Source organism: Flavobacterium ginsengisoli (genome assembly GCF_029625315.1).
GTDB lineage: Bacteria > Bacteroidota > Bacteroidia > Flavobacteriales > Flavobacteriaceae > Flavobacterium > Flavobacterium ginsengisoli.
This window is the reverse complement of the sequence record NZ_CP121110.1, coordinates 4,311,341-4,337,222: the sequence shown is the minus strand read 5'-3', so window position 1 is coordinate 4,337,222 and position 25,882 is coordinate 4,311,341. Positions and strand designations below refer to the sequence as shown.

The window sequence follows — 25,882 nt, the reverse complement described above, 5'->3', positions numbered from 1 at the left end:
CTAAATCTGGCCACCCAATACTTTTTGCAAATGCAGTAAGCCCTTCAGGGTTTTTAACTGCTCTAAAATATAATTTCTTAGAAAAAAATTCCTCAACCATATATTACTTGTTAGTCTTAAATGTGTTCTAAAAACTGGCACAGGACTTACTGATCCGGCTTTAGGGAAAGCATTGAAAACCTCTAAAACTCCTTCTTCCCATCCATTGACAAATAATACATCTGCATCAGTAACAGTAATTAAGCGTTCTTGAGCAGTTCTTAATGCTTTTAAAATACTATTTACTTTTCCAATTGCCCCTTTTTCAATAGTAAGCTCATCTATTAAACCTTGTTTAGCTATATCCAATAGCCTTTCGTTAATAGAATCGCTACATCCATTGCTTACTACCGAGATCTTTACTATCGAACTACTTGTCTTCATTATAGATGAGACACATAATTTAAAAATTTTAAATGCATCCTTATAGTAATCCTTTTCATGGGGTATATATAAAGGAATGATAATTCGGTGCGAAGAATCACTTTTTTCTATTAATCTATCTCTTGTAGGGTTTTCGCCAATTCTCATTTAAAAGCACAATTATTTGACAATTCATTAAAAAATAATTATCGTTAATAATCAAATTTTTGCGGTTTGACAATTTTAAACTTTATCATAAAAAAGAATCTCTTAAAAATATAATAAATCTGAATAAATGGATTTTTACAAACCTTAAACAACGACATAATAAAACCTTTAATGATAGACATCATACTAGGTTCGACATGCCATATTTGATAATTTCCTAATACATCATTTTTAAATCTAAAATATTCTTGTGTCAGTGTTCTTTTTATTTCATAGCTAAAAACAACTGGTGCAAATTCTATATCGTAACCCGCTTTTAAAACTCTAAGAGTCCAATCTTTATCTTCAAAAGTAGGAACTTGATCATTAAATGGAATAACTTCCCATACTTTACGACTAAAAGCTGATCCTGAAAAAATAACTCCTGATTTATTAGGATCAGTCTTCGCATCGATTCCAAGAATATAATTTTTGAAATCATTTGAAGAATGCAAACAACGAAGACCTGCTAAGTTCTTATTATTATCAAACTTTTCTTTAATCACTTTAAAGAAATCTGGACTAACAGGGTAAGAATGTGCACTGAAAATAACAACAATATTATTTGATGCAGACAAGGCACCTAAATTTGCACTGCCTCCATAACTGAATTTTTCTATGGAAACAAATTTAGCATTAAATTTACTTGCTATATCTTTACTTCTATCTGTAGATAGATTATCTAATACAATAATCTCATTTATATCTTGAAAATAGCGTTCTTTTAAATTTTTCAATAAAAATTCTAATGCTTTTTCTTGATTTTTATTTCTAATTACAACACTAATCATAGCATTTTTTTTATTTTAACATACAATTTGAAGAGAAAATGTCTTTTGATTTTTTTATTAAACTCCTCTAAAATTAAATTCTCATTATATGCTATAATTGGATTTGAAAAATATTTTTTATAAATGTCTTTATGTTTCTCATACACATAATCATAAAGTCCGAAATAAAAATCTGGATTGGTTACAAATTTATTAGTCATACTTCCTTCAAGGTGTTTTCTATAAATAAACATTAACTCAGGAATTTTAAAGACTTTACTGTTTTCATCTAGTATCCTAATCCAGAATTCCCAATCTTCAAAAGATTTCATGTTTTCATCATAACCATTAACTTCTTCCCAAGAATCTTTCTTAAAAGCGGAACAATGCGCAAAACAATTTTGAACTAATATTTTTCTATAGCTATAATCTGGCAATTTCATCTCCTCGTTACTAACTCCAAATAATTGAATTCTAGAGGTCACCATTTTTATGTCCGGATTATCAGAAAAAGCTTTACATATCTTTTCAAGATAGCTCAAATGAATTTTATCATCTGAATCTAGAGGTAAAATATATTTTCCTTTACTAATTGCAATTCCTGCATTTCTTGCACTTGGCAAGCCTCCATTTTCTTTTTTTAAATATTTAAAACGATCATCTTTTCTACACCATTCTTGAGCTATTTCCTCGGTTTCATCTGGGCTTCCATCATTAACAATAATGCATTCCCAATCCTCAAAAGTCTGATCTAAAACCGATTGTAAATTTTCATCTAAAAAGTGAGATTGTTTATAACAAGGAACAATGACAGAGATTAAAGTTTTATTCGACATTTATTTTATTGGAATTAATTAGCGAAGCTTTTTATCTTATTTCGTAATTGGTACATTCCTATACCTTTTATTTTATATAAACTTGTATTGAGAACAATCAACAAAATAATCAATGTCAATTTTTGTGATAAAGAATATATATTGGATTTTACTGTCCAAAAAAGAAATCGATTTGATGCTTTTCTATTTTGATAGAAATATGGTATTACAAATTGATAAATGATTTTACAATTAAATCTTCTAAAGTCTCCTTTGTAAATTTTATTTTCAAACAAATTAATATGGACTTGATGAAAAACAACAAAAGATTCATACATATTACCAATAAAATTGTTCTTTACAACCTTTTCATCATCCTGTCGATAATAATTATCGATTTTATAATCCCTATGTATCTTTAATTCTTTAGGTTGCGAAAGTACTCTAATATTAAAACTTAAATCCTGAAAACGCTTTAATTTTTCATCAAACCAACAATTCCTTATACTACTTTTTTTATACAGAACTGCAGTAGTTTGCCAAGGAGTATTATAGCTTAAAAACATCATTAAATAATTTTCATTATTTTTTAGTTCTGGATCTTTGTTAATGGAATATGACTGTTTTACTTCATCAATAAGAAAGGCTCCATCTCTAATTAATAAATCTATAGAAAGATCATTTGCTACTATACCTGCTCTTTCTTCTAAACAAAAAGACTCACAAATATCATCTGAATCTAAAAACATTATATATGTACCACAACTATTTTCAATTCCATAATTTCTGCACGCATTCGCCCCCTTTAAACGATCATCTGGACGGCGGTAAAACTTAAAACGATTATCGTTTTTTAAATATTTATTTATTATGTTTTCTGTATTGTCATTTGAACCATCATCGACAATAATACATTCCCAATTTTGATAAGTTTGGTTTAGTATACTATCTAGCGTCTCACTAATAATGTGTGCACGATTATATGTTGGAATTATTACAGAAACTTTAGGCTCATTCATGAGATTTATATTTTCGAAACAGCTCAATTCTTTTGAGGTTTGCTTTTCTAATCACTTATTTTTTTATTTTGAATCTGATACTATTTAATTCGTCACTGACCTCGTACAAGTAAGGAAAAGTATGATAAAAAGAAATAATATGAAGCAACAGTAAATCATTAATTTCTTTTAAAGTATAATATTTAGGAACTTTTTTGCCTAGAATTTTCTTTAGTTTATATTTCAGAGAATTCTGAAAAGGATCTTCCACAAAACTAATATTTAAAATATCGTCTTCAAAATTCGGTAATTCACAAAACAGAAAGTGGCTAACAATCTCTTTTTTATTAAGCATTATTTTTTCTTTCTTATCTTTTTTTAAAATCTCAAAATCATTTTTACAAATACCAGCTCCCCATTTTACATTATTAACTTGCACTTCTCTATTTTCTGTATTTGCTAACAGTTTTTGATGATTTATTTTTATAATATCTGTCAGTTGCAAATCTTTTGTAAGCATTTTTTTCTTCTTTTCTATAGCTAGTATGCCATTGATGGAGCATTAAAATTTCTTCTGAATAAAAAATACTTTCGACCCCATTTTTTTCTAATCGATTATGAATATCGATATCTTCAGCTCCCCAAAAATGCAAAAACTCATCATATCCTCTTACTTCTTTCAAACTATTAAGATGAAATAATGATAATCCTTGCGCGCCAACTCCACTGCTAAAATCAATTTCAAGATCTTGAAATTTCTTATCAGACTCTGATTCTTTTTCATTCAAAAAACCAACTTTAAAATAATAGCCTTTAAGTGGATTTTTTAATTCATGAAGTTTACAAACAAAATTTGGATTAAAAATCATATCAACATCAGCTGTAAATATGTACTCTGTGGTAGCATTTTTTAGTCCAATGTTAATTGCTTTAGCTCTTGACCAAGGCTGAAATTCTGAATAATTATAAATATATTTTACAAATTTATAATTAGCCACCAAGTCTTTAATATTGGATGCTGAAACTGAATTTGAGCCATAGTCTACAAAAACAACTTCAAAATCAGAATTTGTCTGTTCCCTCAGCGAATCTAAAGAGCGTTTAACCCGGACGGATTCTCTATTGCGATAAGGAAAAATTATTGTTATCATTTTCCTATATATTTTTTTATTTTTTTAAATCTTTTCTTAAAATTAAAAAATCTCTTTTTAAAAATATGCACATCTTTTAAATTGATTAATGCTTCTTCAATCTTAAATTCTCTTATATAATGATCAATTCTTTTGGTTTGATCTTCATGAACTTTATAGGCACGAGCATACCAGCTGTGAAAAGCTATTTTATTTCCATTTACATCAAGAACTATATTTCCTGTTTCATCATTTTTAACTGGATTTATTGTATCGAGATATAAAATTTTAAAGCCTTTTAGAATAGACCAAAAAAAAAAACAGTAATATGATTCATCAAGGCTCTTTATATCATAATCGTATTTTAAAAAGAATAGTCTTTATTCTCAAAAATTTCTGGAATAAATATTTGGTGTTCTTTGACCGACTTAAAGCCGTATATTTCTTATAATTTATTACATAGAAAAAAGTGTCAATTACTTCTGGGTTATTAATTCTGTGTTTAATTAATCTACCATTTCTAACTCCAGATATTTGATAATTATTTTTGTCCATGTACGTGATCAAATCGAAAACAAGATTAGAATCATAGAAAAAAATGTCTTCATCTGCCATTATAATCCACTCATACTTTTTATTGTTGAGTTTCTTAAACATATAGTTTATACTCTCTAAACCATACTCCCATTAGTTCCATCAATAACGATTTTATCAATCTCCTCTGGAAAAATTGTAGATGTTCTTTTATACAACTCAAAATTTGTAACAGTGGTAAGAATGGCAATTTTAGATTTATCAATCGTATCCATATTTTCTAATTTTCTTTGATTAACATTTCTAAATCGTATAAAGCAATAATAGAAATTATAGAATACTTACGTTTTAATTAAGGCTTTTTCTATTAGATCATCTATTACATCTAAATGTTTCTTTAACGTAAAATTACTTTTTACGAGTTCTTTTCCTTTTTCACCAAATTGCTTTGCCACACTTCTATTTTCTAGAAAAAATATCATCTTTTTCTGCCATCATTTCTACATCATGCTCTTCTACTAAAAAACCGGTTTTGCCATCAATGATGACATCAGGAATGCCAGCATGTTGGGTTGAAATAACAGGCAATCCTGCAGCGGAAGCCTCTAAAATTGCGACAGGTGTACCTTCCTGATCTCCAGAAATTGCAGTTATTGAATGTTGAACAAAAGCTAAAGAGTCTTCTAAATATCCAAGAAAATCTTCTCTTCCAATTATTCCAGGCAACGATACATTATTATCTATTTTTAAATAACGTATTAAATTTACACAGGTTTCGTACAATACTCCGTCTCCACCAATAACTAATTTTGCATCTGGAAATTTATTCAAAACTTTATTAAAGGCCAAAATAGTATAATACGGAGCCTTCTTATTTACAAAACGCCCTACAGCTATAAAAGTTGAGTTTTTAAATGAGGGATTAACATCCAAAAAATAGAATTTGGCGCACATGAATTGTAAACTATTTTCTCATTTGAACAGCCAAGATCAATTAATCTTTGTTTCATTGATAATGATACAGCAATAACATATTTACTATATGAAAACACTTCTTTATAATTATTGCATTGTGTTATGATAGAATACTCGGAAGCATCATAACCATGAAAGTGAGTTATTAAAGGTAAATTTATTTTTTTGCAGAGTGAGACAATTTTATGCGCTGTTGGGCCATATTGTGCCAGAACTACATCTATCTTATTTTTTTTAGTGATCGTATAAAGGCTTGTTCTATCGCACTAAATCTTGTAAGCCTTAATTTGTGTTTTATGTTAAAAACAGTCAAATCAAATTTTGAGAATAATTTTCCTTTATCTTCAAGAAAATTAGGAGGGGTTCCGTTGTAATAATAAAAGATTTCTCCTTTTAATCCTTTCTTTTGTTCTTGAATAAAAGTTTCTGAATATTTATTTTGCCCTGGCGCTACAATCGCTATTCTATTATTTTTTAAATTTCATATTTCATTTAATTTTTTTAGATTTTAAAAAAAAATATGTTTTAAAAAAACTAAAATAAGATGTCTGATCTAATTTGATTTCATAAAAAGATTTTCGAAAAAGATTTCTAAAGGAGTACAATTTAAACCATCTGTTGTATAAAACCTTTTCTGATTCAAAATTATTTAATTTGATTGACTGCAAAAAAGACCGCACTTCTTTCTCTTCTAATAAACGTTGTCTTTTTTTAAGTATCGTTGTATGATTTCGAGTAACAGAATTGTGATTTCTAAAATAATTCAATGTTTCATTTAGAAAAAAAACTTCTGAATTTAACATTATTTTTATCCAAAAATACCAATCTCCACACATCTTCATTTTTAATACAGAAGCTAATAGAAAAGATGTTTCTAACAATTCCTTTTTAAAGATTACAGCACTTGCATTTGGAATAACATTAAAGAAACTAAGATATAATTTGACAAAATCTTCACCTTTTTGAGAAAATGATTTTTCCCAAATATTAGGTTGAAATATTTGAGTATAAGAAATTCTATTTTTCAAAATTATTCCATTTTCATCTACATCGTTTGTCTGACAATATGCAATTCCTAATGAATCATTATCTAGTAAGGGTTTTAATAATTTAGTCAAAAAATCTATATCACAGAAATCATCAGATTCGGCAATCCAGATATATTTCCCTTCTGAAGCTTTAATACCTCTGTCCCATTGTATAAAAGGACTTCCTGAATTATTGGTATTGAAAATACAATGAGAAACTTTAGGATGATTAGCATATTGTTTTAAAATAAGTATGCTGTTATCACTACTGCAATCATCAAGCAAAATAACTTCAAAATCCTGAAAAGTCTGATTGAATACACTTTCTAATCTCTGAGTTAGAAATTTCTCATGATTATAATTTGGAATAATAATAGAAACCAAAGGCTTTATCTGTAGACTCATTACAAAATTACGATCTATTTTCTTTAAAAATTTTAAATCTGAAAAAAGTATAACAGAAAAGATTAATTACAAATTTTTCACTTTTTAATTTTGAATCTATCTTCTTATTAGTGTTCTTTATTTGAAAAAAGGTTTTGCAATACTCATCATAATAGACTTTACAATATTTTTTCGCAATATAGTCTTGATTTGCAATCATCATTTCTTTTGAAAATGATCTAATCATAGAATTTTGAGCTACAAAATATTTGAACGTAATTTCGTTTAAATTATAAAACTTGGTGTTATTAATTCCGAGAGCCAGCCAAAATTCCCAATCCTCATGACCTTGATGTGGCATATTCTCATCATAACCCCCATTTTTTTGCCATAACTCTTTTTTAAAAATTGCACAAGCATCAATATAGTTATGAATAAGCATTTTTTGTAAATTGAAATCTTCAATTTTCCATAGTCCTTTTTTTCTCCAAAATATTCTGCGTATCCATGCACTACACCAATACTTAAATCTTTTTCAAAAACAGAGATTGCCTTTCTACTAAAATTCTCTTCAACAAGATTATCAGAATCTAAAGGAAGTATATAAATTCCTTGTGCTCTTTCAATTCCAAAATTTCTTGCTTTGCCTAATCCTCCATTTTCTTTTGAAAAATATTTGAAACGCTTATCTTTTTCAGTCCATTTTATTGAAATCTCTTCCGTTGCATCTTTAGATCCGTCATTGATAATTATAGCTTCCCATTCTTGAAAATTTTGATTCAATATCGAATTTAAAGTTAATTCTAGAGTAGCCTCTGAATTGTAACAAGGGATAATTACACTTAATTTTGGAGACATTTTGTTTTTTAATTGAGGAAATTTTTATTTATACCGATTGTTGTTTCACCAGATTCTATTAATACAAATTGTTTATCGCTTAATATCTTATAAATACTATCTCTTACATTAAACTCATCATGAATTTCAATAACAATAACTTTTGTGATATTTAAAAATGATAAATCTGTAGAACTTTGGAAAATAAATCTTTCAGCACCTTCAATATCTATTTTTAATAAAGTTATTTCCTTTAAGTCGTTTTCCCTTATTATTTCATTGAGTGTAATTCCTTGAATTTCTCCAAAATCACTTTTTTTTGTAGTAATTGACCAATCCTTTCCATCTCTAAAATTGTTTTCAATTTTGAATTTCAAATTTTCTTTATCTGCAATGGCTTTATTTAGAAGTAAAATGTCTTTTGAATTATCTATTAATTCAATATTTTTTTTAAAATATTAAAATTAGATATTGAAGGCTCTATACAAATGATATGGTCAAACTTTAATTTTTCCTGAAAATATATAGTTGCATAACCTATGTTTGCACCTACATCAATCATTACTGCATTCTTAAAATCCCTATTATACTTAAAAAAAGACAAAGCTATTTTATATTCTTCATCTTTAAATATTTGAGTAAAAACGGAGTAATCACTATGGGTATAGTCTCTAAGATAAATCTGTTTACCATTACATAAGTTGAGTAAGAATAAAGAATTTGTTTCTTTAAACTCCTTTATTAAACAGTTTGATTGCAATTCATTAATAAAAATTTGTTTCTCAGAAAATTTTACCGGAAATAATATACGATATATCTTTCGTAGCTTTTTTAATTTCATTTTAGTACTACGGTCTTAATTTAATTAGTTTTGCCGGTACTCCGCCAACAATCGTGTTTGCTTTTACATTTTTTGTAACAACAGAACCAGCTGCAATAATTGCCCCCTCTTCTACAATTACTCCGTCTAAAATTTGACAACCAGCACCGATCCAAACATTATCTTTAATTATGATTCCTTTTCTATTTTCTCCCTGTTTATTTATAGGAATATTTATGTCATCAAATCGATGATTTGCTGGAATTATCAATACATGTCCTGCAATTAGAACATTATTTCCAATAGTTAAATTACCATGGCCATATAAAACGGTATAAGGATTTATAGAACAAGAATGACCAATTTTTATTTTTCCGCCATACGTCATTAAAATAACACCATAAAGTAATTCACAATTCTTACCAATCTCAATAGATCCTCCATAATTTGTTTCCAAAATAACATTAGGATATACCTTTACGGTCTTGTCTAATAATATTGAATCATTTTTTTTATAAAACTTATCAATTAATTTCCGTACCATTTGCAATCAATTTTTATGTCACCAATACTTCCATTATATATTTTATAATCGTTATCTAAATCTTCAATTTGAAAATTACAAATATCATTTAAATATTCAAAAACTCTTGAATCTTCAAATACTGCCACATCTAAACTAAAAGTTCCTTTTAATAATGTTTTCGCAGGAATCTTGCAAAAAACAATATCGGATTTAGAAGCCATTAAATGAAATGTGGTAAATATTTTGACTTTATCAGAATTTAGAACTGCAATACCCACATTAATATTTTGTATTTGATTATTAAGCCTTATTTCAATTTTAATGCTTTCACTATGGTGTAAATATTCATTAGCCTCCAGAATTTTTACACTTTTAATACCATTAACTTTAGGTACTTTTTTATTAAGATAAAGTTTCTCAAGTATTAAGTTATTATTTAAATAATAATCTATCGACTCATTAATATTTCCTTCAAAAACTGTTTTTCCATATTCTAAAATCAACCCCCTAGTACAAAGACTTCTAACTGCTGGCATATTATGACTCACAAATAACACTGTCCTTCCTTCACCCCTAGAAATATCTTGCATTTTACCAATTGCTTTTTTGAAATTCGGCATCACCAACGGCTAAAACCTCATCAACAACTAGTATTTCAGGTTCTAAAAAAGCCGCAACAGCAAATGCTAAACGAACTGTCATTCCAGAACTATATCTTTTAACTGGAGTATCAATATAACGTTCGCATCCAGAAAACTCAATAATTTCATCCAGTTTTGAAGTAATTTCTTTCTTGGTCATTCCTAAAATAGCACCGTTTAGAAATATGTTTTCTCGACCAGTCATTTCTCCATTAAACCCTGTGCCAACTTCTAATAAAGAAGCAATACGTCCTCGAGATTTTATACTACCTGTTGTTGGAGCCGTAACTTTTGAAAGTATTTTTAAAAGCGTAGATTTTCCTGCTCCATTTTTTCCAATAATTCCTAAAACTTCTCCTCTTTCAACTTCAAAATTTATATCCTGTAAAGCCCAAACATAATCTGACGTTCCTTTGGTAGAACGATCGTTAGTATCACCTATTTTTAGATATGGATTTTCTTTTCCTCTAATTTTATGCCACCATCGATTCAAATCATGGCTTAAAGTACCTGTACCGACTTGACCTAAACGGTATTGTTTAGAAATATTTTCGGCTTTTAATATTATATCTTTCATTTATACGGTATCTATAAAGCTTTTTTCTGTTCTATTAAAAACTAATAATCCAGTAAAGAAAACAACAATTGTAACTACCATTGTATATATTAAACCTAAAATTGATATATTCCCAATATTTAATAACATATAACGTGAAGTTTCTATCACATAAGCTAATGGATTGTATTCTACAATCCAACCGTATTTTGGGAGTTTTTCTTTTATTAATTCCATCGGGTACATTACGGCAGATATATACATTAAAAGCTGTACACCAAAACCAACCAAATTATTTAGATCCCTATATTTTGTAACCATTGAAGAAATCATCATTCCTAAACCTAGTCCCAAAATTCCCATAACTGAAATTAAGATTGGAAAAAACAATATAGACATATTAAGTTGTAAATCTACTCCTTGAAAATAAAAGAAAATGTAAAAGAAAATAAATATACCTAATTGAATCCCAAATTTAATTAAGTTCGAAATCACTATAGACAAAGGAGTAATAATTCTTGGGAAATATACTTTTCCAAATATATTGGCATTAGATTTAAATGTATCAGAAGTCCCATTTAAACAAGCAGTAAAATAATTCCAAACCATTATTCCTGCTAAATTGAATAAAAATGGAGGAATCGTTCCTGTCTTAATTCCTGCAACGTTATTAAAAATAATAGTAAAAGTAATAGAAGTAAACAAAGGCTGTATTAAATACCATAGAGGTCCCAAAACAGTTTGTTTATAAACTGTTATAATATCTCTCTTAACAAAAAGCATTAATAAATCTCTATATTGCCAAATTTCCTTAAAATTGAGCGTAAGAAATTTATTTTTTGGTGTTATCTCAAACAACCAATCGTTTGTATTTTTAGAATCCATTTAAGAGCGTAAAAACCTTATTGTGAAAAATTAACAAGATTTTTAATATTTTAGAATTTGTTTAAAAATGTCAAAAGGCGTTTAAAAAAACACCTCTTGATTATATTTGATTTTATTTTTGTTTAATATTATTTATCTAAAACTTCAAAAGTCGAATTCATACTTTTAAATTCTGGAACTATTTTTTTCATTTTAGCAACAATATCATCATTTTCGTAAAAATCAGCAATTCCAATTAACTCATCAACATCAATATGAAGATTCTCATACTCGTCTTGAATTTCTTGCGCAATCATAATTTTATTATGATATGTTGGAAGAGTCTTTGAAGTATCATTTAATAATTCTTCATAAAGCTTTTCTCCAGGTCTTAATCCGACAATTTTAATTTTGATTTCTTTATCTGGTATAAAACCAGCCAGCTTAATCATTTTTCGAGCTAAATCGATAATTCTAACTGGTTTACCCATATCAAAAATATAGATTTCTCCTCCATTCCCCATAGCTCCAGCTTCCAATACAAGTTGACAAGCTTCTGGAATTGTCATAAAATAACGTATAATGTCTTGATGTGTGATTGTTACAGGTCCACCTTCTGCAATTTGTTTAGTAAACAACGGAACGACTGACCCATTTGAACCCAGAACATTTCCAAAACGAGTCGTTATAAATTTTGTCCCTCCTTGAATGTTCTCTCTTTGATTTTTTAAGAATAAAGACTGTACATATTTTTCTGCGATTCGTTTACTGGCTCCCATTGCATTGCTTGGGTTAACCGCTTTATCTGTAGAAACCATTACAAATTTCTTCACATGATATTTACAAGCCAAATCAGCAAGATTTTTAGTTCCTTTGATATTAGTTTGAATTGCCTGAGAAGGATTTTCTTCCATCAAAGGTACATGCTTATAGGCTGCAGCATGAAAAACTACATGTGGATTATAATTTTTAAAAACCTTATCTAAAGCTTTTTTACTTCTTACATCTGCAATTACCGCAACTATTTTAGTGCTTACATTCATTGCTTGAGTTTCCAAACACAAATTATGCAATGGTGTTTCTGCATGATCTAAGACAATAACATTTTTTGGATTAAAATTCAAAACTTGTCTTACAATCTCACTTCCTATTGATCCTGCTGCTCCTGTAATTAAAATTGTTTTATCTTTTAACTGCTTAGAAATAGATCTACTATCTAGAACTATAGGTTTTCTTTCTAACAAGTCTTCGATTTGGATATTCTTAACTTTTTGCGAAATTTCTTTTTGATTTTCCCAATCTGAAATAAGAGGTACTGTATATACTCTGTAATTAAACTCCAAACATTGATCAACTATAATAAGCTGTTCGTCTTTGCTTAAACTTTTATCTGCAATAATTACACCTTCTGCAGCTACAGAACGCATTAAAGCAGGCAACTTCTTTCTTAAAATAAGGATAGGAAGATCTAGCATACGTTTAGACGCATTCTGATTATTCTTATCAACAAAACCAACTATTTTAAAACGAGAAGGACTTTCAAATTTCAATGCATTTGCAACAGAAATTGCATTAGCATCTGTGCCATAAATTACAGTTCGAATTAATTTAGTCGTAGCTTTTTCAGAAAAATACATTTCAAATGTCTGCTTTACTACAACACGATATAAGAAAAGTCCACAAAAAGACAATACTAAATTAATAAAAAGGGCAGTGTTTAAAAATGCTTTATGCCCTGTATATAATTCAAAAATTAAATTTATAAACAAGAAAAATACAAGAACAGACATTTGAGAAAACAACAATTTTATTGCATCTATATAGGAAGAATGCCTAATAATTCCTGAGTATGTTCTAAAAAGCCAGAAAAAAACACATTGGCAATAATTAATCCTGCAACAAAGAAAAAATTATGAGACGTAATAAGATACCCTATTGCCGTACCTTCAAAAAGCAAATAGGTAAGACAAAAAGAAAAAACCAAAACCATAACATCTATACCAACAATAATCCATCTAGGCAAATAACTTAGATTATTAATATTTGCCCGAAGATTTCTTGGCGAAAAGGTATTATATAACAAAGAGGTTATATTATTTGGTTTTTCTGTGTTCAATTGTTCTTTTTTTAAGTGCCTTTAATCCGACATTTATACAAAAATACAAATTAAAGATTTTAAATAATTAGTTAAAGATACAAATTAAATTTTAACACTTTTTTCTTTTGTTTTAGAAAATCTATTAAATATGATCCATATCCTGATTTTAACAGTGGTTGTGCTAACTTTTCAAGTTGTTGATCATCAATAAAACCTTGTCTCCAAGCAATTTCTTCGATACAACCCACTTTTAATCCTTGTCTTTCTTCTAAAACTTGCACAAATTGCCCTGCCTGCATCAAACTATTAAATGTTCCAGTATCTAACCAAGCCGTTCCCCTACTTAATATTCCAACTTTTAACTGTCCTTTTTCAAGATAAACTTTATTTACATCTGTTATTTCATATTCACCACGGGCACTTGGCTTAATATTTTTGGCAATTTCTACTACAGAATTATCATAAAAATATAAGCCCGGAACAGCATAATTTGATTTTGGTTCCAAAGGTTTTTCTTCTATTGAAATTGCATTTTTGTTTTCGTCAAATTCTACTACTCCATACCTTTCAGGATCTGCAACGTGATAGGCAAATACAACTCCTCCATCTGGATTAGCATTATCTTTTAAAAGTTCTTGCATATTTGTTCCAAAAAAGATATTGTCTCCTAACACTAAAGCCACTTTGTCTTTGCCTATAAACTCTTCTCCAATAACAAAAGCCTGAGCCAAACCATTTGGATCTGGTTGTTCTGCATAACTAAACTTACAACCAATCGCGCTTCCATCACCAGAAGTTTTCTAAAATGAGGCAAATCATGAGGTGTGGAGATTATCAAAATTTCACTAATTCCTGCCATCATCAAAGTTGATAATGGGTAGTATATCATGGGTTTATCATATACGGGCATTAATTGCTTACTAACCGCTAAAGTTAATGGGTGTAATCTTGTGCCAGAACCTCCAGCTAATATAATCCCTTTCATAAATTTTAATTTTAGTATTTTAAACTTTGACTTTAATCAGAATATAGAAATCAAACTCAATATTTATATTATAGAAATATCTTTTTTAAACTTTCTTTATAATATGGAATTTCTAAATTATAGATTGATTTTATTTTATTTTTATCTAATAATGAAAAAACTCGGTCTTTTTGCAGGTGTTGGATATGAAGAAGATGGAATGCCGTTTACTTGGCAATTATAATTTCCTAACTCTTTAATGCTCAAAGCAAATTCATACCAGCTTATTTCTCCTTCATTAGAATAATTATATGTTCCTGAAATCCAATTTGGTGAATTAACAATATTGATCATTGCCTGCGCTAGATCAGTTGCATAAGTTGGTGAACCAACTTGATCATTCACAACACTTATTTCTTCTTTCTCTTGCATTAAGCGTTGCATGGTTTTTACAAAGTTATTTCCAAATTTACTGTAAACCCAAGAAGTTCTAACAACAATTGAATCTGGATTTTGCTTCATGCATGCAATTTCTCCTGCTAATTTACTTTCCCCATAGGCATTAATAGGATTTGTAAATGCTTCTTCGTTTAAAGCAACTGATGAAGTACCATCGAAAACATAATCTGTGGACACATGAATTAACTTCACCTTATTTTCTGAAGCATATTTCGCAATTATTTCTACTGCCGAAGAATTTACTGTAAAAGCTAGCTCTTTTTCTGTTTCAGCTTTATCAACTGCAGTATAAGCACCGCAATTAAAAATCACATCTGCTTTAATATCATTTAATTGAATAGGCAAAAGATCTAGATTGTCTAATGTGGCTTTTGTTCTATCGGCAAAAAACCATTCATATTCTGGATATTTTGATGATAAAACTGAAAGTTCTGATCCTAATTGCCCATTTGCCCCCGTTACAAGAATTTTTTTCATTAAAATAAGCTATTACAGTTTTCAATAAACGGCAAAATCTGATCTTTATCAGAAACAATTGCGTCGTTCAAATCCATTCCCCAATCAATATTTAAAAATGGATCATCATATTTGATTCCTCCTTCAGAAGCTTTATTATAAAATTGATCACATTTATACATTACTGATGCGGTTTCGCTAATAACCGAAAATCCATGGGCAAATCCTTGAGGAACTAACAATTGCTTTTTATTTTCAGATGAAAGTAAAATACTAAAAGATTTTCCGTAAGTAGGTGAATCTTTTCTTAAATCTACAGCAACATCAATAATTTCACCTTCTAAAACACGCACTAATTTCGTTTGTGCAAAAGGAGGATTTTGATAATGTAAGCCTCTTAATGTTCCATATTTTGAAAATGACTGGTTATCTTGAACAAAATCAATATTAATTTCTAAATCTTCAAATTTCGTTTTACTGTAAGATTCAAAAAAATAACCTCTTTCGTCTCCGAAAACAGTTGGTTCAATAATGACTAAATCTTTAATATAGGTTTCTTCAACTTTCATATAAATTGGGTAAATGTTTTTTTAATTATAAAAAAAAGTGTTGATTACTTCTTTTATTCTTTGTTTATTTTTAATAGTTAAATCTGCTCCAGATGGAAGACATAATCCATTTTCAAATATCTTTTCTGATATTTTATTGCCGTAATAAGGATAGCTTTCAAAAATTGGTTGCAAATGCATTGGTTTCCAAATAGGACGTGTCTCAATGTTTGCTTCCTCAAAGGCTTGCAATAAATCATTCTTAACTTCGCTTGATTTTAGCAAAATCGTGTTCAGCCAATAATTTGAAAAATAATCTTCATTTTTTACCTCAAAAAGCTCTACCTCTTCAATACTTGAAAAAAGCTCTTGATAAAACATATGATTATTCCTTCTTGAATCTATTTTTTTCTGAAAAATTTTCATTTGTCCTAAACCAATCCCAGCGCAAATATTGCTCATTCTGTAATTATATCCAATTTCGCTATGCTGATAATGAATCGCATTATCTTTTGACTGAGTGGCATAAAAAATGGCTTTTTCCTTTACTTCTTTTGAATTAGATATTAGGGCACCGCCACTCGAGGTCGTAATTATTTTATTGCCATTAAATGATAATACTCCAAATTCACCAAAAGTACCGCATTTTTTTCCCTTATAACAACTTCCTAATGCTTCGGCGCTATCTTCGATAATAGGAATTCTATAGCGATCAGCTATAGCATGAATATCATCTACTTTATATGGCATACCATACAAATGAACTGCAATTATTGCTTTAGGTTTATTACCTCTTTTAATTCGGTCTTTTATCGCTATTTCAAGATTATCAGGGCATATATTCCAAGTTTCAGGTTCACTATCAACAAAAATAGGAGTAGCGCCTTGATATAAAATCGGATTCGCAGATGCTGAAAATGTCAAACTTTGACAAATAACCTCATCTCCTGGTTTTACTCCTAATAAAATTAATGACAAATGAATTGCAGATGTTCCTGAATTTAACGCCGCAACGAATGAATCTTCTCCGAAATAATTCTGAAGTTCAATTTCAAAATCATTTACATTTGGTCCTCCCGAGGTAATCCAGTTAGATTGTAATGCTTTCTCAATATATTCTATTTCAAAACCACTTTGTTGCGATAAGGATAAATAAATTCTACCCATTTAAATTCCAATAATCAGCAGGATATCGTGCATCATCTTCTTTTACATTTGATAATGGCAAAGTAGAAAATGATATTAATTTTGAATCTTTTTCTAAGGATTCTACTGCATTTGCATAACCTGCAGGAACATGAACAATTTTACTGTCAAACTCAGAAACTTCAACTGTTTCGATCGTCAAATCTTTAGAAGGATTCTCCCAATTATCAATTTTTACAAAATGAATTTTAAAAGATCCGCTTACGCAATAAAAATTCTTTGAATCTAATTTATGTCCCTGCCAAGCACGAATAGGGTTTTCTTCCGAATTAGTTATGATATAAAATCTTTCAATATCATTAAAACTAAAATCATTAACATATGAAATAGTACCTCGATGATCTGAAAAATTTCCTCCCTGAATTACTTCTGGACTCATACTTGTAATTTTAAGTTGCTTTTATTTATTAAATAAAATTTTAAAGAATATACTAAAAGCAATGGAACAATTATAATCGCAAATAATATATAATCGCTTATTTTTTGATAAAGTGATACTACTAAAATAGAAACTACAATTTGTGCCAATGCATAATATAACGAAACTAATCTATGCTGTATTTTGTATTCATTGCTAAGAATTTGATACAAATGTAAACGATGTGCTTCGAATATATTTTGTTTTAAATAAAGCCTATGTAAAATGGTACAAACAGCATCAACTCCATAAACAGCTAAAAACAAAAGCCAAATAACCGAGTTTGTACTTAAAATTAATTTTAAAACTAAATAAATAATCCAAAATGCAATTGCTATACTACCAACATCGCCTGCAAAACATTTCGCTTTTTTTCTATAATTAAAAAACAAAAAGACAAGACTTGCAATCATTCCATATTTTATGAAACTGCCATCTGTAAATAGTTGAATTTTGGCATTAACATATAATAAAGATCCAAGTACAGCCAAAGTATAGAGTCCTGTTATTCCATTAATACCGTCCATGAAATTGTAAGCGTTTACTAATCCAATTGCAAGCACATAAGATATAACAGCTCCCCAAATTGGCATAAGAGTAAACAAGTTGAGATCTAAGAAGATCAATGTGATAGCAAGAAAATGAATTGAAATTCTAATCTTATTTGAAAGACTTTGAATATCATCCCAAAAGCTTACTAAACTTACCAATGTAATTCCTGCAAAGAAAAAATAATTGCTTTCGATATGCTGAAAAAAATAAAGCAAAGCTGAAAACCAAAAAATTATACCACCTCCTCGAAGTGTTATTTCTGTATGTGAACTTCGCTGATTTGGTTTATCGATAATATTAAAACGATCTGCAACTTTGAAATAAAGAAGCATTAAGATCATTAAAACTAAACCTAATATTGTGTATTGCATTTTTCTAATTTATTCCCTCGACCCAAATGTTTGGTTCATTTTTAACAAATAAGCACGTTAACCATCCTCTTAATGACATTCTTTCATATAAAGTGGATTCAATATCCTTGTATTCAGATTCAAAAAATTGCTTATTCAATACGATATTTTCTCTATCAACAATTAATATATTGTTGGGATCATAAAATTTGTATTTTCGAATTTCACTATTGGTTGTTATTATTTTTCTTCTTGCTCCAATTGCTTCAAAAGTTCGCATTGTAAGTCCTTTTTGCCCAGGATGATTAATATCCAAAATAACTTTCGAATCTTGATACAATTGAAATAAATCTTTTGCTTTTAGGCTTTCAAAACTTAATTTTTTATATTCAAAATCTTTAAAAGTTTTATCAAAGAGTTTTTTATAAATATAAACCAATTTCCCCTGCATATAATAGTAACAATATGATTTAATATCATTTTTATTACACCAATCAACAATATTGCTACTAATACGATATCTATCAGAGTGTGCTGTCCCTAAAAAAAGTAAATCGTTTTTTATTTCCGCTTTTGAATCTACATGTATATCTTGATAAAAATCTAAATAAAAAAGTGGCCTAAATTTAAGACCAAACTTAACCGCATCGTCTGAATCAAATGAAAATTTCTCATGAAAATACTTCAAAATTGCCACTGCATTCTTATTGTTTGAAAAAGAATCCCAAGTATAAAAAATACAATGACAATGAGGTTGTTGTTTTTTAAACTCATTTAAAAAGAATTCTGGAACGACTTCTCCTTTATTTACAAACAAGTAATCATATTTTTTATTACTTATATCAAGTAAAATTTTACTATAGTACTTATTGATTTTTATTTGAAGCAAATCTCTTTTAATCCTGATAATTCCCTTTGTAAAATTATTATTTGAAGGTCTTTCATCATAGTAATCAACATTTGCTCCTAGCTGCTGTAATTTACTCAAAATCTCTTTCTCAAGATTAAAAGTCTGAACAGAAAAAAACAAAATGTTTTTATTTTTAAGAACTTCTTCAATCATCATTTTAAAAGACCTTTCTTCTTCATTTCCTCAAGAGACTTACTTAATTTATCTTCTTGGATTTCTTGCTGTAATACCCAAGCAGAAAATTTTTGTATTCCTTCTTTGAAATATACTTTTGGCTCAAAACCTAAACGCTCTTTAATTTTTGTTAAATCTGCAAAATTATGACGAATATCACCTAATCTAAATCTTCCTGTAACTGTTACGGGTACCTCTATTTCATAAGCTTTTATCAAGGAATTTGCAACTTCAAGAACATCTGTTGCAACACCAGTACCAACATTAAAAACATGTCCATTTGCTTCTTCTTTTTCAATACCAAGGATTGTTGCGGCAACAACATCATCTATAAAAACAAAGTCTCTTGTTTCTTTACCATCTTCAAAAATCTGAATCGGATTATTATTTCTAATCTGTGTAGAAAAAATTGATAAAATACCAGTATAAGGATTCGACAAAGATTGCCCTGGGCCATAAACATTTTGGTATCTAAACCCTACTGGAGCAATTCCTATTGTTGGGCAAACGGTCATTATCATTTGCTCTTGGTTTTGTTTTGTAATTCCGTAAACAGAAGAAGGATGAATTTTTGAATCCTCATCAGTTGCCAACAATTCAAGCTCTTCTTTATCTGAAAAAGTAAGCTCAAAATTTCCTGCTAACATATCATTTTCATTTCTATGTGTCGGATAAACAATTCCTAATTTTGGATGCTTATATTTTCCTTCACCATAAATTGAACGCGAAGAGGCAATTACAATTTTCTCAACTGAATTCTCATTATTTGCTAATATATCAAGCATTATAGCTGTTCCCTGGATATTAACTTCTGTGTATTTTTCTATACAATACATAGATTGACCCGTTCCTGTTTCTGCGACAAAATGAACTACTACATTCTGATTTTGAAGTGCTTTTTCCCAATCACTTCTTGAAGTTACTGTACCTTCAATAAAAATAACTTTGTCTTTTATGCTTTTATAAAGAGGAGAAGTTTCTTGAGGATTTTCTCCGTGTATTTGTTTTGAAAGATTATCCAAAACAGTAACTGTGTGTCCCTTTTCTATAAGCTTAAGGGCTAAATTGCTTCCAATGAAACCTGCACCTCCAGTAATTAAAATGTTTTTCATATTTTTTTATCGATATTTTTCCCATTTCTGAGATTGAAAATTAAACTTTTTTATTGGCTTTGCAGGAATTCCTACTGCAATTACATATTCTGGAAGGCTTTTAGAAACAACTGAATTTGCGCCTACTATAGTGCCTTTTCCTATGGTAACCCCAGGTAAAACTGAAACAAACTCTCCTAACCATACATTCTCTTTAATAGTTATTGGTTTAGAAACCAACAACCTATCTTTAGGGATTAGATTAGGATTACTATCGTTCTCATCACCTTTATAGCTACCATGTGATGAGTCTGAAATATAGACTTTACTCGCTATCAACACATTATCCTCAATTAAAACATTTTCAACAGCCGTAATATGTACAAAGTCATTAATTTGTACATTTTTCCCAATTTTCAAAACGACTTCCCCATCATGAGAATATGCTTCAAGCCTACAATGTCTGCCTGTGGTAAACCCTTCATTAATTTTTATCTGTCTCTTATTTCTTATGTCGATAGGAAATCTTATTAATCGGGCCTTTGGGAAAATAAGTTTTGTTCTTAAAAAAAAATACCCATTTCTATAATTCCTAAAAAACCATATCTTTTGATTATTTCCATAATTTACTAATATTAAATAGCATTCTTAAACTATAATAATTTATGATATTACTTTTAAGAAGATAATAAAATACTCTTTCGTTAATTTTCATCAATTCTAAATTAACTAAATTGCTTTTAATTAAATTAGCAAAATACGGATTCTTCAAAACTCCTTTCACGATTACTTCAAAAGAATCAGTGTCTCTTTTAATTACGGGACTTAAAATTGAAAATGCCATTTTTAAATACAAGATATCATACTGCGCTTTGTAATATTCAAAAGTCCCCTTATCTACTAAAAAAACTGACAAAGATTCCATAATTTTCATTTTGTCAAGAATTTTAGGAACTACTAAAGTCATAATTGAATTTGGTCGTTGCCTGTAACCATAAACAAAGTTTTCAACTTTTTCAATTTTATGGGCTTCATAAAAAGCTCTAAAAACAAAATCTAAATCTTCAAACCACATTCCCTCTTTAAATATTAGGTTCTTTTGAACTAAGAAATCATATTTATAAAGCTTATTCCAAACAGCAAAAGAAATATCAATTGTAAATAATTTTTCCAAACGTTCATCAAGTGTAATTAAAGGTTTTTCAAAATTAGTTTTATCATTTCTATATACTTTGTTTTTTTCTAAGTCAGTAAATTCATAATAATTACCAACAATAATATCTGCTTTTGTTTCCTGTGCTTTTTTTAACATTTCAAGTAACCCGTCGCAATGAATAATATCATCACTATCCATAAAAAAAACATATTCTCCTTTGGCTAACTTTAACCCGTTGTTTCTTGCACCGCTTAGGCCAGTGTTAACTTGATCAATTAAATGAAAACTAAAGCAAGAATAATTTGTTATAAAGGATTTAATGACATTCAATGTTTGATCAGTAGATCCATCGTTGATTATTATTACTTCTATATCATTATCATCTTTAATATCTAAAAGAGATTCTAAAGATTGATATATATAATCTTGTACATTATAGGCGGGAACGATTATACTAACTACTTTTTTAAGCATTATTTTTAATTTTAATTTTATCAAACAATGAAAATATCAAAGGCCATATTAAAACAGTTCCTGAAGATATCCACATATTACCAAATGTATTTAAAATGATAATGGATGATAGTATCCCCAATCCTGTTAAATAATATTTTCCTGAAGTTGGCAAAATAAAAAGATAACAAATTACTGAAAACATAGAAAAAAAATACATCGACCACATACCTATCCAACCCAATAAAAAGTATGACCTAAAATATACAGTTGGTGCATTTAAAGACTCTACTACTAAATAATTTGAAATATCTTCTATCTCTCCATCATTAAAAATTAATCGTAGCCTATTAGAGATAAAATCTGGAGTAAATTCAAACATCAAATTTGGAACGTTATGGATGTCAAATTTTGGATCATAGTTATTTACAAGATTGTCTAAATTACCTAGAGGAGAAGCAATATATAAATATCCCCAGTAATATTCGAAAGGTACATTTCCAGAAATAAATTCATCCGTTGCTCCTCCTAAACTTAAAATATATTCTTTATTATCTGCAGAAAGTTCATTACGTACATTACCAAGTTGTCCGAATAAAAACAAAACAACTAAAACTCCTAAAACAATTTTTATCATTTTAGTAATTTTGACAATATTTTGTTTCATTAAATAGATAATTAGGCAAGCTATTAGGGTAATCATTATTGCCCCTCGATTAAGTACCAGTAAATTTGGAAAAACTGCCAAAATCAAAAACATTAGTAGTTTTTTGTTCGTTTTTGTCGATACAAATTGATGAAAAAAGTAAACTCCCAAAAAAATAGTATACGATGCTAAAATCACATGGAAAGTAGGTATTCCCGTAAAATCTTTATAATTTCCAAATGACCCTTTTAATACTAGAAGTAAAGGAACACCTCCAGAATACAAAAACTCTAATATATATCCAACCCACAAAAATAATAACATCGTTAAATTATAATAACTGACTGGGATCTCTTTAAATTTATTCTTTTTTGTAATCTCCAGTATATATCCTCCTATAAACGACAAAAAAAATGTTATGCAAAAAAAAGATATTAATTTTACAGATAAATTATTATAATAATTTGACCATCTTAAATTATAAACTAACATGACAAAAATCCAAATCCAAGAGTAAACCCATATAGGATTTGTAAACCATCTAGTTTTCATTATGTTCAAATATATTTTTCAACCAAAGTTCAATAGACAGCATAGAATTACTAGAGCCTTTAAATGATTGATCATTTATGAAATCTTCTTTAACAAAAATATCTTTCTCATCAAAAAATGAAAAAAGCTCTGTCTTACCAACAATCTTATCCTGCCTTAAATTCATATTATTCGTTAAAACTTTAGTGCCCATAGCTATTGCTTCAATTACACGCATTGCTAAACCTGTCTGACGAGGATTACTTACATCTACCATAACTTTTGATTTAGACAAAATACTTAAGTATTGAACTCTATTCATAGGAGTAAAAGAGACAATAGACCGATCAAGAAAATTCCCTTTTAACACTTCTTTTAGATATGATGAAAAAGGCATATATAAAAAGGCTTTCAATTTATAATTATTTGTCCTTGTAAACTCTCTAAAAGAAATAACCGCTTTGTATCTTTCAGGAAAACACCATCCCATAAAAAAGAAATCATATTCCGCTTCCTGTTCTTTTTGTCTATAAGGTATAAGATCATCTGTGTAAAACAACGGTATATATTTTACAAATGATATGTTATTACAATCTTTGAAATCAAATGAATAAACTTTATCAAATAAAGATGCTACATCAAAAAATGGATTTTCTTCATCAGAATCCCATTGATACATTATTGTCTTAGCCTTTGGATATAATTTCTTAAAATTATTTACAAAATCATTAGATAGCATATACCCCCTTATTACAAATAAAAAATCATAATCAGCATTTTCTGAATTCTCTAAAATCGAATCATAATAGTTTTTTTGAAATTTATTTAAATGATTCTTAAATAAATTATTTATAATTTTAAATTTCCATCCATAATCTCTTTCAGGATAAAAATCAACTGTGGCTCCTAAAATTTCCAATTTTTCCTTAATTAAAATATGATAATTATGAAAAATTGGACCTATAAATAAAATTTTTTTATTTTGAAAATTATTAGACATATCGTATTTTACTCGTTTGATAAATAAAAATTAATCATAAAGAAGAATTAACCTTATAATAAGCCTTTGACAAACTCGATTTCGGTTTCTAAAGTAGATGAAAATATATTCTTTTTTAATAATAGATTTTGATTTCTGATTATACTTTCATTGTATTTTGAATCTGATTTTCTTTTAGCTATTTCATTTTTCAAATCACTAACTTTTATAAACGCATCAGCATTCTGAAATAATGAACTATTAACTTCATCAAGATCAAGATCAATTAAAGATGTACCAGAGAGAACTCCTTCTAAATATGCTCCAGATTTAATGTTTATTAGAATAAATGCATTATCTAATAAGTCTATTAATCCTTCTTCACTCCCAATGACCTTTATATTTGTTGTAATTTCATTCAATTTACATATTTCATCAATTACATCCTTAATTTCTTTGGTATTTTGACTTGGATGTGTTTTTATTATTATATTATTAAAATCTTTTATTTCAATTAGAGTATTGCTTAATATAAATTTTAATTGATGTAACGGAAATACCGTTGGAGTAATTAAAATATTTTCTTTAATAAAACTATTTTTAGCTCTAATTTTACCAAATTTTGTTGTTCCAACAATTTTGATCCTATCTTCATTTATGCTACGTTTCAATCTTTCTTTTGAGACTTCTCCCCAGCACATAAAATAATCTGAAAAAAGCACACTATAAAGAGATTTCTCAGAATTTGGTATTTCACCATGTTGATGTGTTATTGTCTGGATGTTTTGAAAATTTGCAACCTTGGCAAAATAAAAATCAGGCAATAAAAAATCTTGCGTTGTAATTACTATTTTCGGTGTTACCCTAAGGTAAAGAACATTTAGAAAATCAATATATTCTCTATATTCTTTAAAAATAAAGCTCTCATTAATAGTATAACCACTAAGTAAATCACCTAAATTAAAATTGTAAATAGAGTTTTTAAAAAAATACAAGAAAAATCATTTTTCAAACAATGTTCTTCAACACATTTTTGATTTGTTACAATAAGTAAATCCATCTTGTCAGGAAACTCATTGATAAAATCTATTAGAATTTTAGAATGTCTTGTATCAGCAATTGAAAAATTAATTGCAACTAATATTTTATATTTATCTTTTTTTAAGCTTTCCCTTAGAATTAACTTTTTATAAAAAAATATTTTTTTTATAAAACCTATCGAAAGTTTAATTAGACTTTTCCACCAAATCGTATTTCGTAAACCTAATTTTTGTAAATACTTAAAGGCTATCAAAGATTCTTCTAAAGCATAACCTTTATATTTTTTGTCTACAGAGATAGATTTTAAAACGTTTTCAACTGTTAAAGTCAAACTACTTTTCATTAATTTTTTTTAAATAACAA

General features: G+C 28.3%; 27 protein-coding genes and 4 pseudogenes. All 31 read right to left on the bottom strand.

The annotated features are described in order from the left end of the window. Complete coding sequence (locus P5P87_RS20520) at positions 1-570, bottom strand: glycosyltransferase (RefSeq protein WP_278020445.1); 570 nt, start codon at positions 568-570, stop codon at positions 1-3. Between the two features lie 44 nt (positions 571-614). After that, complete coding sequence (locus tag P5P87_RS20515; protein ID WP_278020444.1) at positions 615-1,400, bottom strand: glycosyltransferase family 2 protein; 786 nt, start codon at positions 1,398-1,400, stop codon at positions 615-617. Beyond that, positions 1,397-2,215 carry a glycosyltransferase family 2 protein gene (locus P5P87_RS20510; RefSeq protein ID WP_278020443.1) on the bottom strand — a complete coding sequence of 273 codons (819 nt, stop codon included), beginning with the start codon at positions 2,213-2,215 and terminating at the stop codon, positions 1,397-1,399. The genes P5P87_RS20515 and P5P87_RS20510 overlap by 4 nt, the downstream gene beginning before the upstream one ends. A gap of 14 nt (positions 2,216-2,229) precedes the next feature. Then, on the bottom strand, positions 2,230-3,213 hold the full coding sequence (locus tag P5P87_RS20505; RefSeq protein ID WP_278020442.1) for a glycosyltransferase family 2 protein: 984 nt from the start codon (positions 3,211-3,213) through the stop codon (positions 2,230-2,232). Positions 3,214-3,268: 55 nt separating this feature from the next. After that, positions 3,269-3,712, bottom strand: coding sequence for a hypothetical protein (locus P5P87_RS20500; protein ID WP_278020441.1), 444 nt, complete (start codon positions 3,710-3,712; stop codon positions 3,269-3,271). Beyond that, positions 3,636-4,343, bottom strand: a complete 708-nt coding sequence (locus tag P5P87_RS20495) for a glycosyltransferase family 2 protein (RefSeq protein WP_278020440.1) — start codon at positions 4,341-4,343, stop codon at positions 3,636-3,638. The genes P5P87_RS20500 and P5P87_RS20495 overlap by 77 nt, the downstream gene beginning before the upstream one ends. A 650-nt stretch (positions 4,344-4,993) precedes the next feature. Beyond that, positions 4,994-5,131 (bottom strand): hypothetical protein, encoded by a 138-nt coding sequence (locus P5P87_RS20490; protein ID WP_278020439.1) that lies wholly within the window; start codon positions 5,129-5,131, stop codon positions 4,994-4,996. A gap of 184 nt (positions 5,132-5,315) precedes the next feature. Further along, complete coding sequence (locus P5P87_RS20485; protein WP_278020438.1) at positions 5,316-5,789, bottom strand: glycosyltransferase; 474 nt, start codon at positions 5,787-5,789, stop codon at positions 5,316-5,318. After that, positions 5,750-6,043, bottom strand: a complete 294-nt coding sequence (locus P5P87_RS26195; RefSeq protein WP_422854102.1) for a glycosyltransferase family protein — start codon at positions 6,041-6,043, stop codon at positions 5,750-5,752. The genes P5P87_RS20485 and P5P87_RS26195 overlap by 40 nt, the downstream gene beginning before the upstream one ends. A 276-nt stretch (positions 6,044-6,319) precedes the next feature. Then, a complete protein-coding gene (locus P5P87_RS20480) occupies positions 6,320-7,264 on the bottom strand; it encodes a glycosyltransferase family 2 protein (protein ID WP_278020437.1) in 945 nt (314 codons plus the stop codon). Between the two features lie 264 nt (positions 7,265-7,528). Further along, entirely contained in the window at positions 7,529-8,101 is a 573-nt protein-coding gene (locus P5P87_RS20475; RefSeq protein WP_278020436.1) for a glycosyltransferase family 2 protein, read from the bottom strand. Between the two features lie 8 nt (positions 8,102-8,109). Further along, a complete protein-coding gene (locus P5P87_RS20470) occupies positions 8,110-8,475 on the bottom strand; it encodes an FkbM family methyltransferase (protein WP_278022819.1) in 366 nt (121 codons plus the stop codon). A 38-nt stretch (positions 8,476-8,513) separates the two neighbouring features. Beyond that, positions 8,514-8,921, bottom strand: coding sequence for a class I SAM-dependent methyltransferase (locus P5P87_RS20465; protein ID WP_278020435.1), 408 nt, complete (start codon positions 8,919-8,921; stop codon positions 8,514-8,516). A gap of 7 nt (positions 8,922-8,928) precedes the next feature. Then, positions 8,929-9,444 (bottom strand): acyltransferase, encoded by a 516-nt coding sequence (locus tag P5P87_RS20460; RefSeq protein WP_278020434.1) that lies wholly within the window; start codon positions 9,442-9,444, stop codon positions 8,929-8,931. Then, positions 9,429-10,644, bottom strand: a pseudogene (locus P5P87_RS20455) (ABC transporter ATP-binding protein). The gene P5P87_RS20460 and the pseudogene P5P87_RS20455 overlap by 16 nt, the downstream one beginning before the upstream one ends. Further along, entirely contained in the window at positions 10,645-11,508 is an 864-nt protein-coding gene (locus P5P87_RS20450; RefSeq protein WP_278020433.1) for an ABC transporter permease, read from the bottom strand. A 128-nt stretch (positions 11,509-11,636) separates the two neighbouring features. Further along, a pseudogene (locus P5P87_RS20445) lies at positions 11,637-13,603 on the bottom strand (polysaccharide biosynthesis protein). A gap of 71 nt (positions 13,604-13,674) precedes the next feature. Then, a pseudogene (rfbA, locus tag P5P87_RS20435) lies at positions 13,675-14,570 on the bottom strand (glucose-1-phosphate thymidylyltransferase RfbA). Positions 14,571-14,638: 68 nt separating this feature from the next. Continuing rightward, positions 14,639-15,485, bottom strand: a pseudogene (gene rfbD, locus P5P87_RS20430) (dTDP-4-dehydrorhamnose reductase). Continuing rightward, positions 15,485-16,033: a dTDP-4-dehydrorhamnose 3,5-epimerase gene (gene rfbC / locus P5P87_RS20425; RefSeq protein ID WP_278020430.1), complete on the bottom strand. Its 549-nt coding sequence runs from the start codon at positions 16,031-16,033 to the stop codon at positions 15,485-15,487. The pseudogene rfbD and the gene rfbC overlap by 1 nt, the downstream one beginning before the upstream one ends. 21 nt (positions 16,034-16,054) lie before the next feature. Next, complete coding sequence (locus tag P5P87_RS20420) at positions 16,055-17,179, bottom strand: DegT/DnrJ/EryC1/StrS family aminotransferase (protein ID WP_278020429.1); 1,125 nt, start codon at positions 17,177-17,179, stop codon at positions 16,055-16,057. Further along, positions 17,172-17,597: a cupin domain-containing protein gene (locus tag P5P87_RS20415; RefSeq protein WP_198857741.1), complete on the bottom strand. Its 426-nt coding sequence runs from the start codon at positions 17,595-17,597 to the stop codon at positions 17,172-17,174. The genes P5P87_RS20420 and P5P87_RS20415 overlap by 8 nt, the downstream gene beginning before the upstream one ends. Then, complete coding sequence (locus P5P87_RS20410; RefSeq protein WP_278020428.1) at positions 17,594-18,559, bottom strand: MraY family glycosyltransferase; 966 nt, start codon at positions 18,557-18,559, stop codon at positions 17,594-17,596. Before P5P87_RS20410 ends, P5P87_RS20415 begins: the two co-directional genes overlap by 4 nt. Before the next feature lie 4 nt (positions 18,560-18,563). Continuing rightward, a complete protein-coding gene (locus tag P5P87_RS20405) occupies positions 18,564-19,604 on the bottom strand; it encodes a WaaS/CpsH family glycosyltransferase (protein WP_278020427.1) in 1,041 nt (346 codons plus the stop codon). Beyond that, a complete protein-coding gene (locus tag P5P87_RS20400) occupies positions 19,601-20,734 on the bottom strand; it encodes an NAD-dependent epimerase/dehydratase family protein (protein WP_278020426.1) in 1,134 nt (377 codons plus the stop codon). The genes P5P87_RS20405 and P5P87_RS20400 overlap by 4 nt, the downstream gene beginning before the upstream one ends. A gap of 6 nt (positions 20,735-20,740) precedes the next feature. After that, the gene (locus P5P87_RS20395; protein WP_278020425.1) at positions 20,741-21,133 is read right to left on the bottom strand and encodes an LbetaH domain-containing protein; all 393 of its coding nucleotides are present in this window, start codon (positions 21,131-21,133) and stop codon (positions 20,741-20,743) included. A 193-nt stretch (positions 21,134-21,326) separates the two neighbouring features. After that, on the bottom strand, positions 21,327-22,343 hold the full coding sequence (locus P5P87_RS20390) for a glycosyltransferase family 2 protein (protein WP_278020424.1): 1,017 nt from the start codon (positions 22,341-22,343) through the stop codon (positions 21,327-21,329). Continuing rightward, positions 22,336-23,520 carry an O-antigen polymerase gene (locus tag P5P87_RS20385; RefSeq protein ID WP_278020423.1) on the bottom strand — a complete coding sequence of 395 codons (1,185 nt, stop codon included), beginning with the start codon at positions 23,518-23,520 and terminating at the stop codon, positions 22,336-22,338. The genes P5P87_RS20390 and P5P87_RS20385 overlap by 8 nt, the downstream gene beginning before the upstream one ends. After that, positions 23,510-24,499 carry a WaaS/CpsH family glycosyltransferase gene (locus P5P87_RS20380; protein WP_278020422.1) on the bottom strand — a complete coding sequence of 330 codons (990 nt, stop codon included), beginning with the start codon at positions 24,497-24,499 and terminating at the stop codon, positions 23,510-23,512. Before P5P87_RS20380 ends, P5P87_RS20385 begins: the two co-directional genes overlap by 11 nt. Before the next feature lie 53 nt (positions 24,500-24,552). Further along, on the bottom strand, positions 24,553-25,473 hold the full coding sequence (locus P5P87_RS20375) for a hypothetical protein (protein ID WP_278020421.1): 921 nt from the start codon (positions 25,471-25,473) through the stop codon (positions 24,553-24,555). Further along, positions 25,434-25,862, bottom strand: coding sequence for a hypothetical protein (locus tag P5P87_RS20370; protein WP_278020420.1), 429 nt, complete (start codon positions 25,860-25,862; stop codon positions 25,434-25,436). Before P5P87_RS20370 ends, P5P87_RS20375 begins: the two co-directional genes overlap by 40 nt. Between the last annotated feature and the right edge of the window lie 20 nt (positions 25,863-25,882).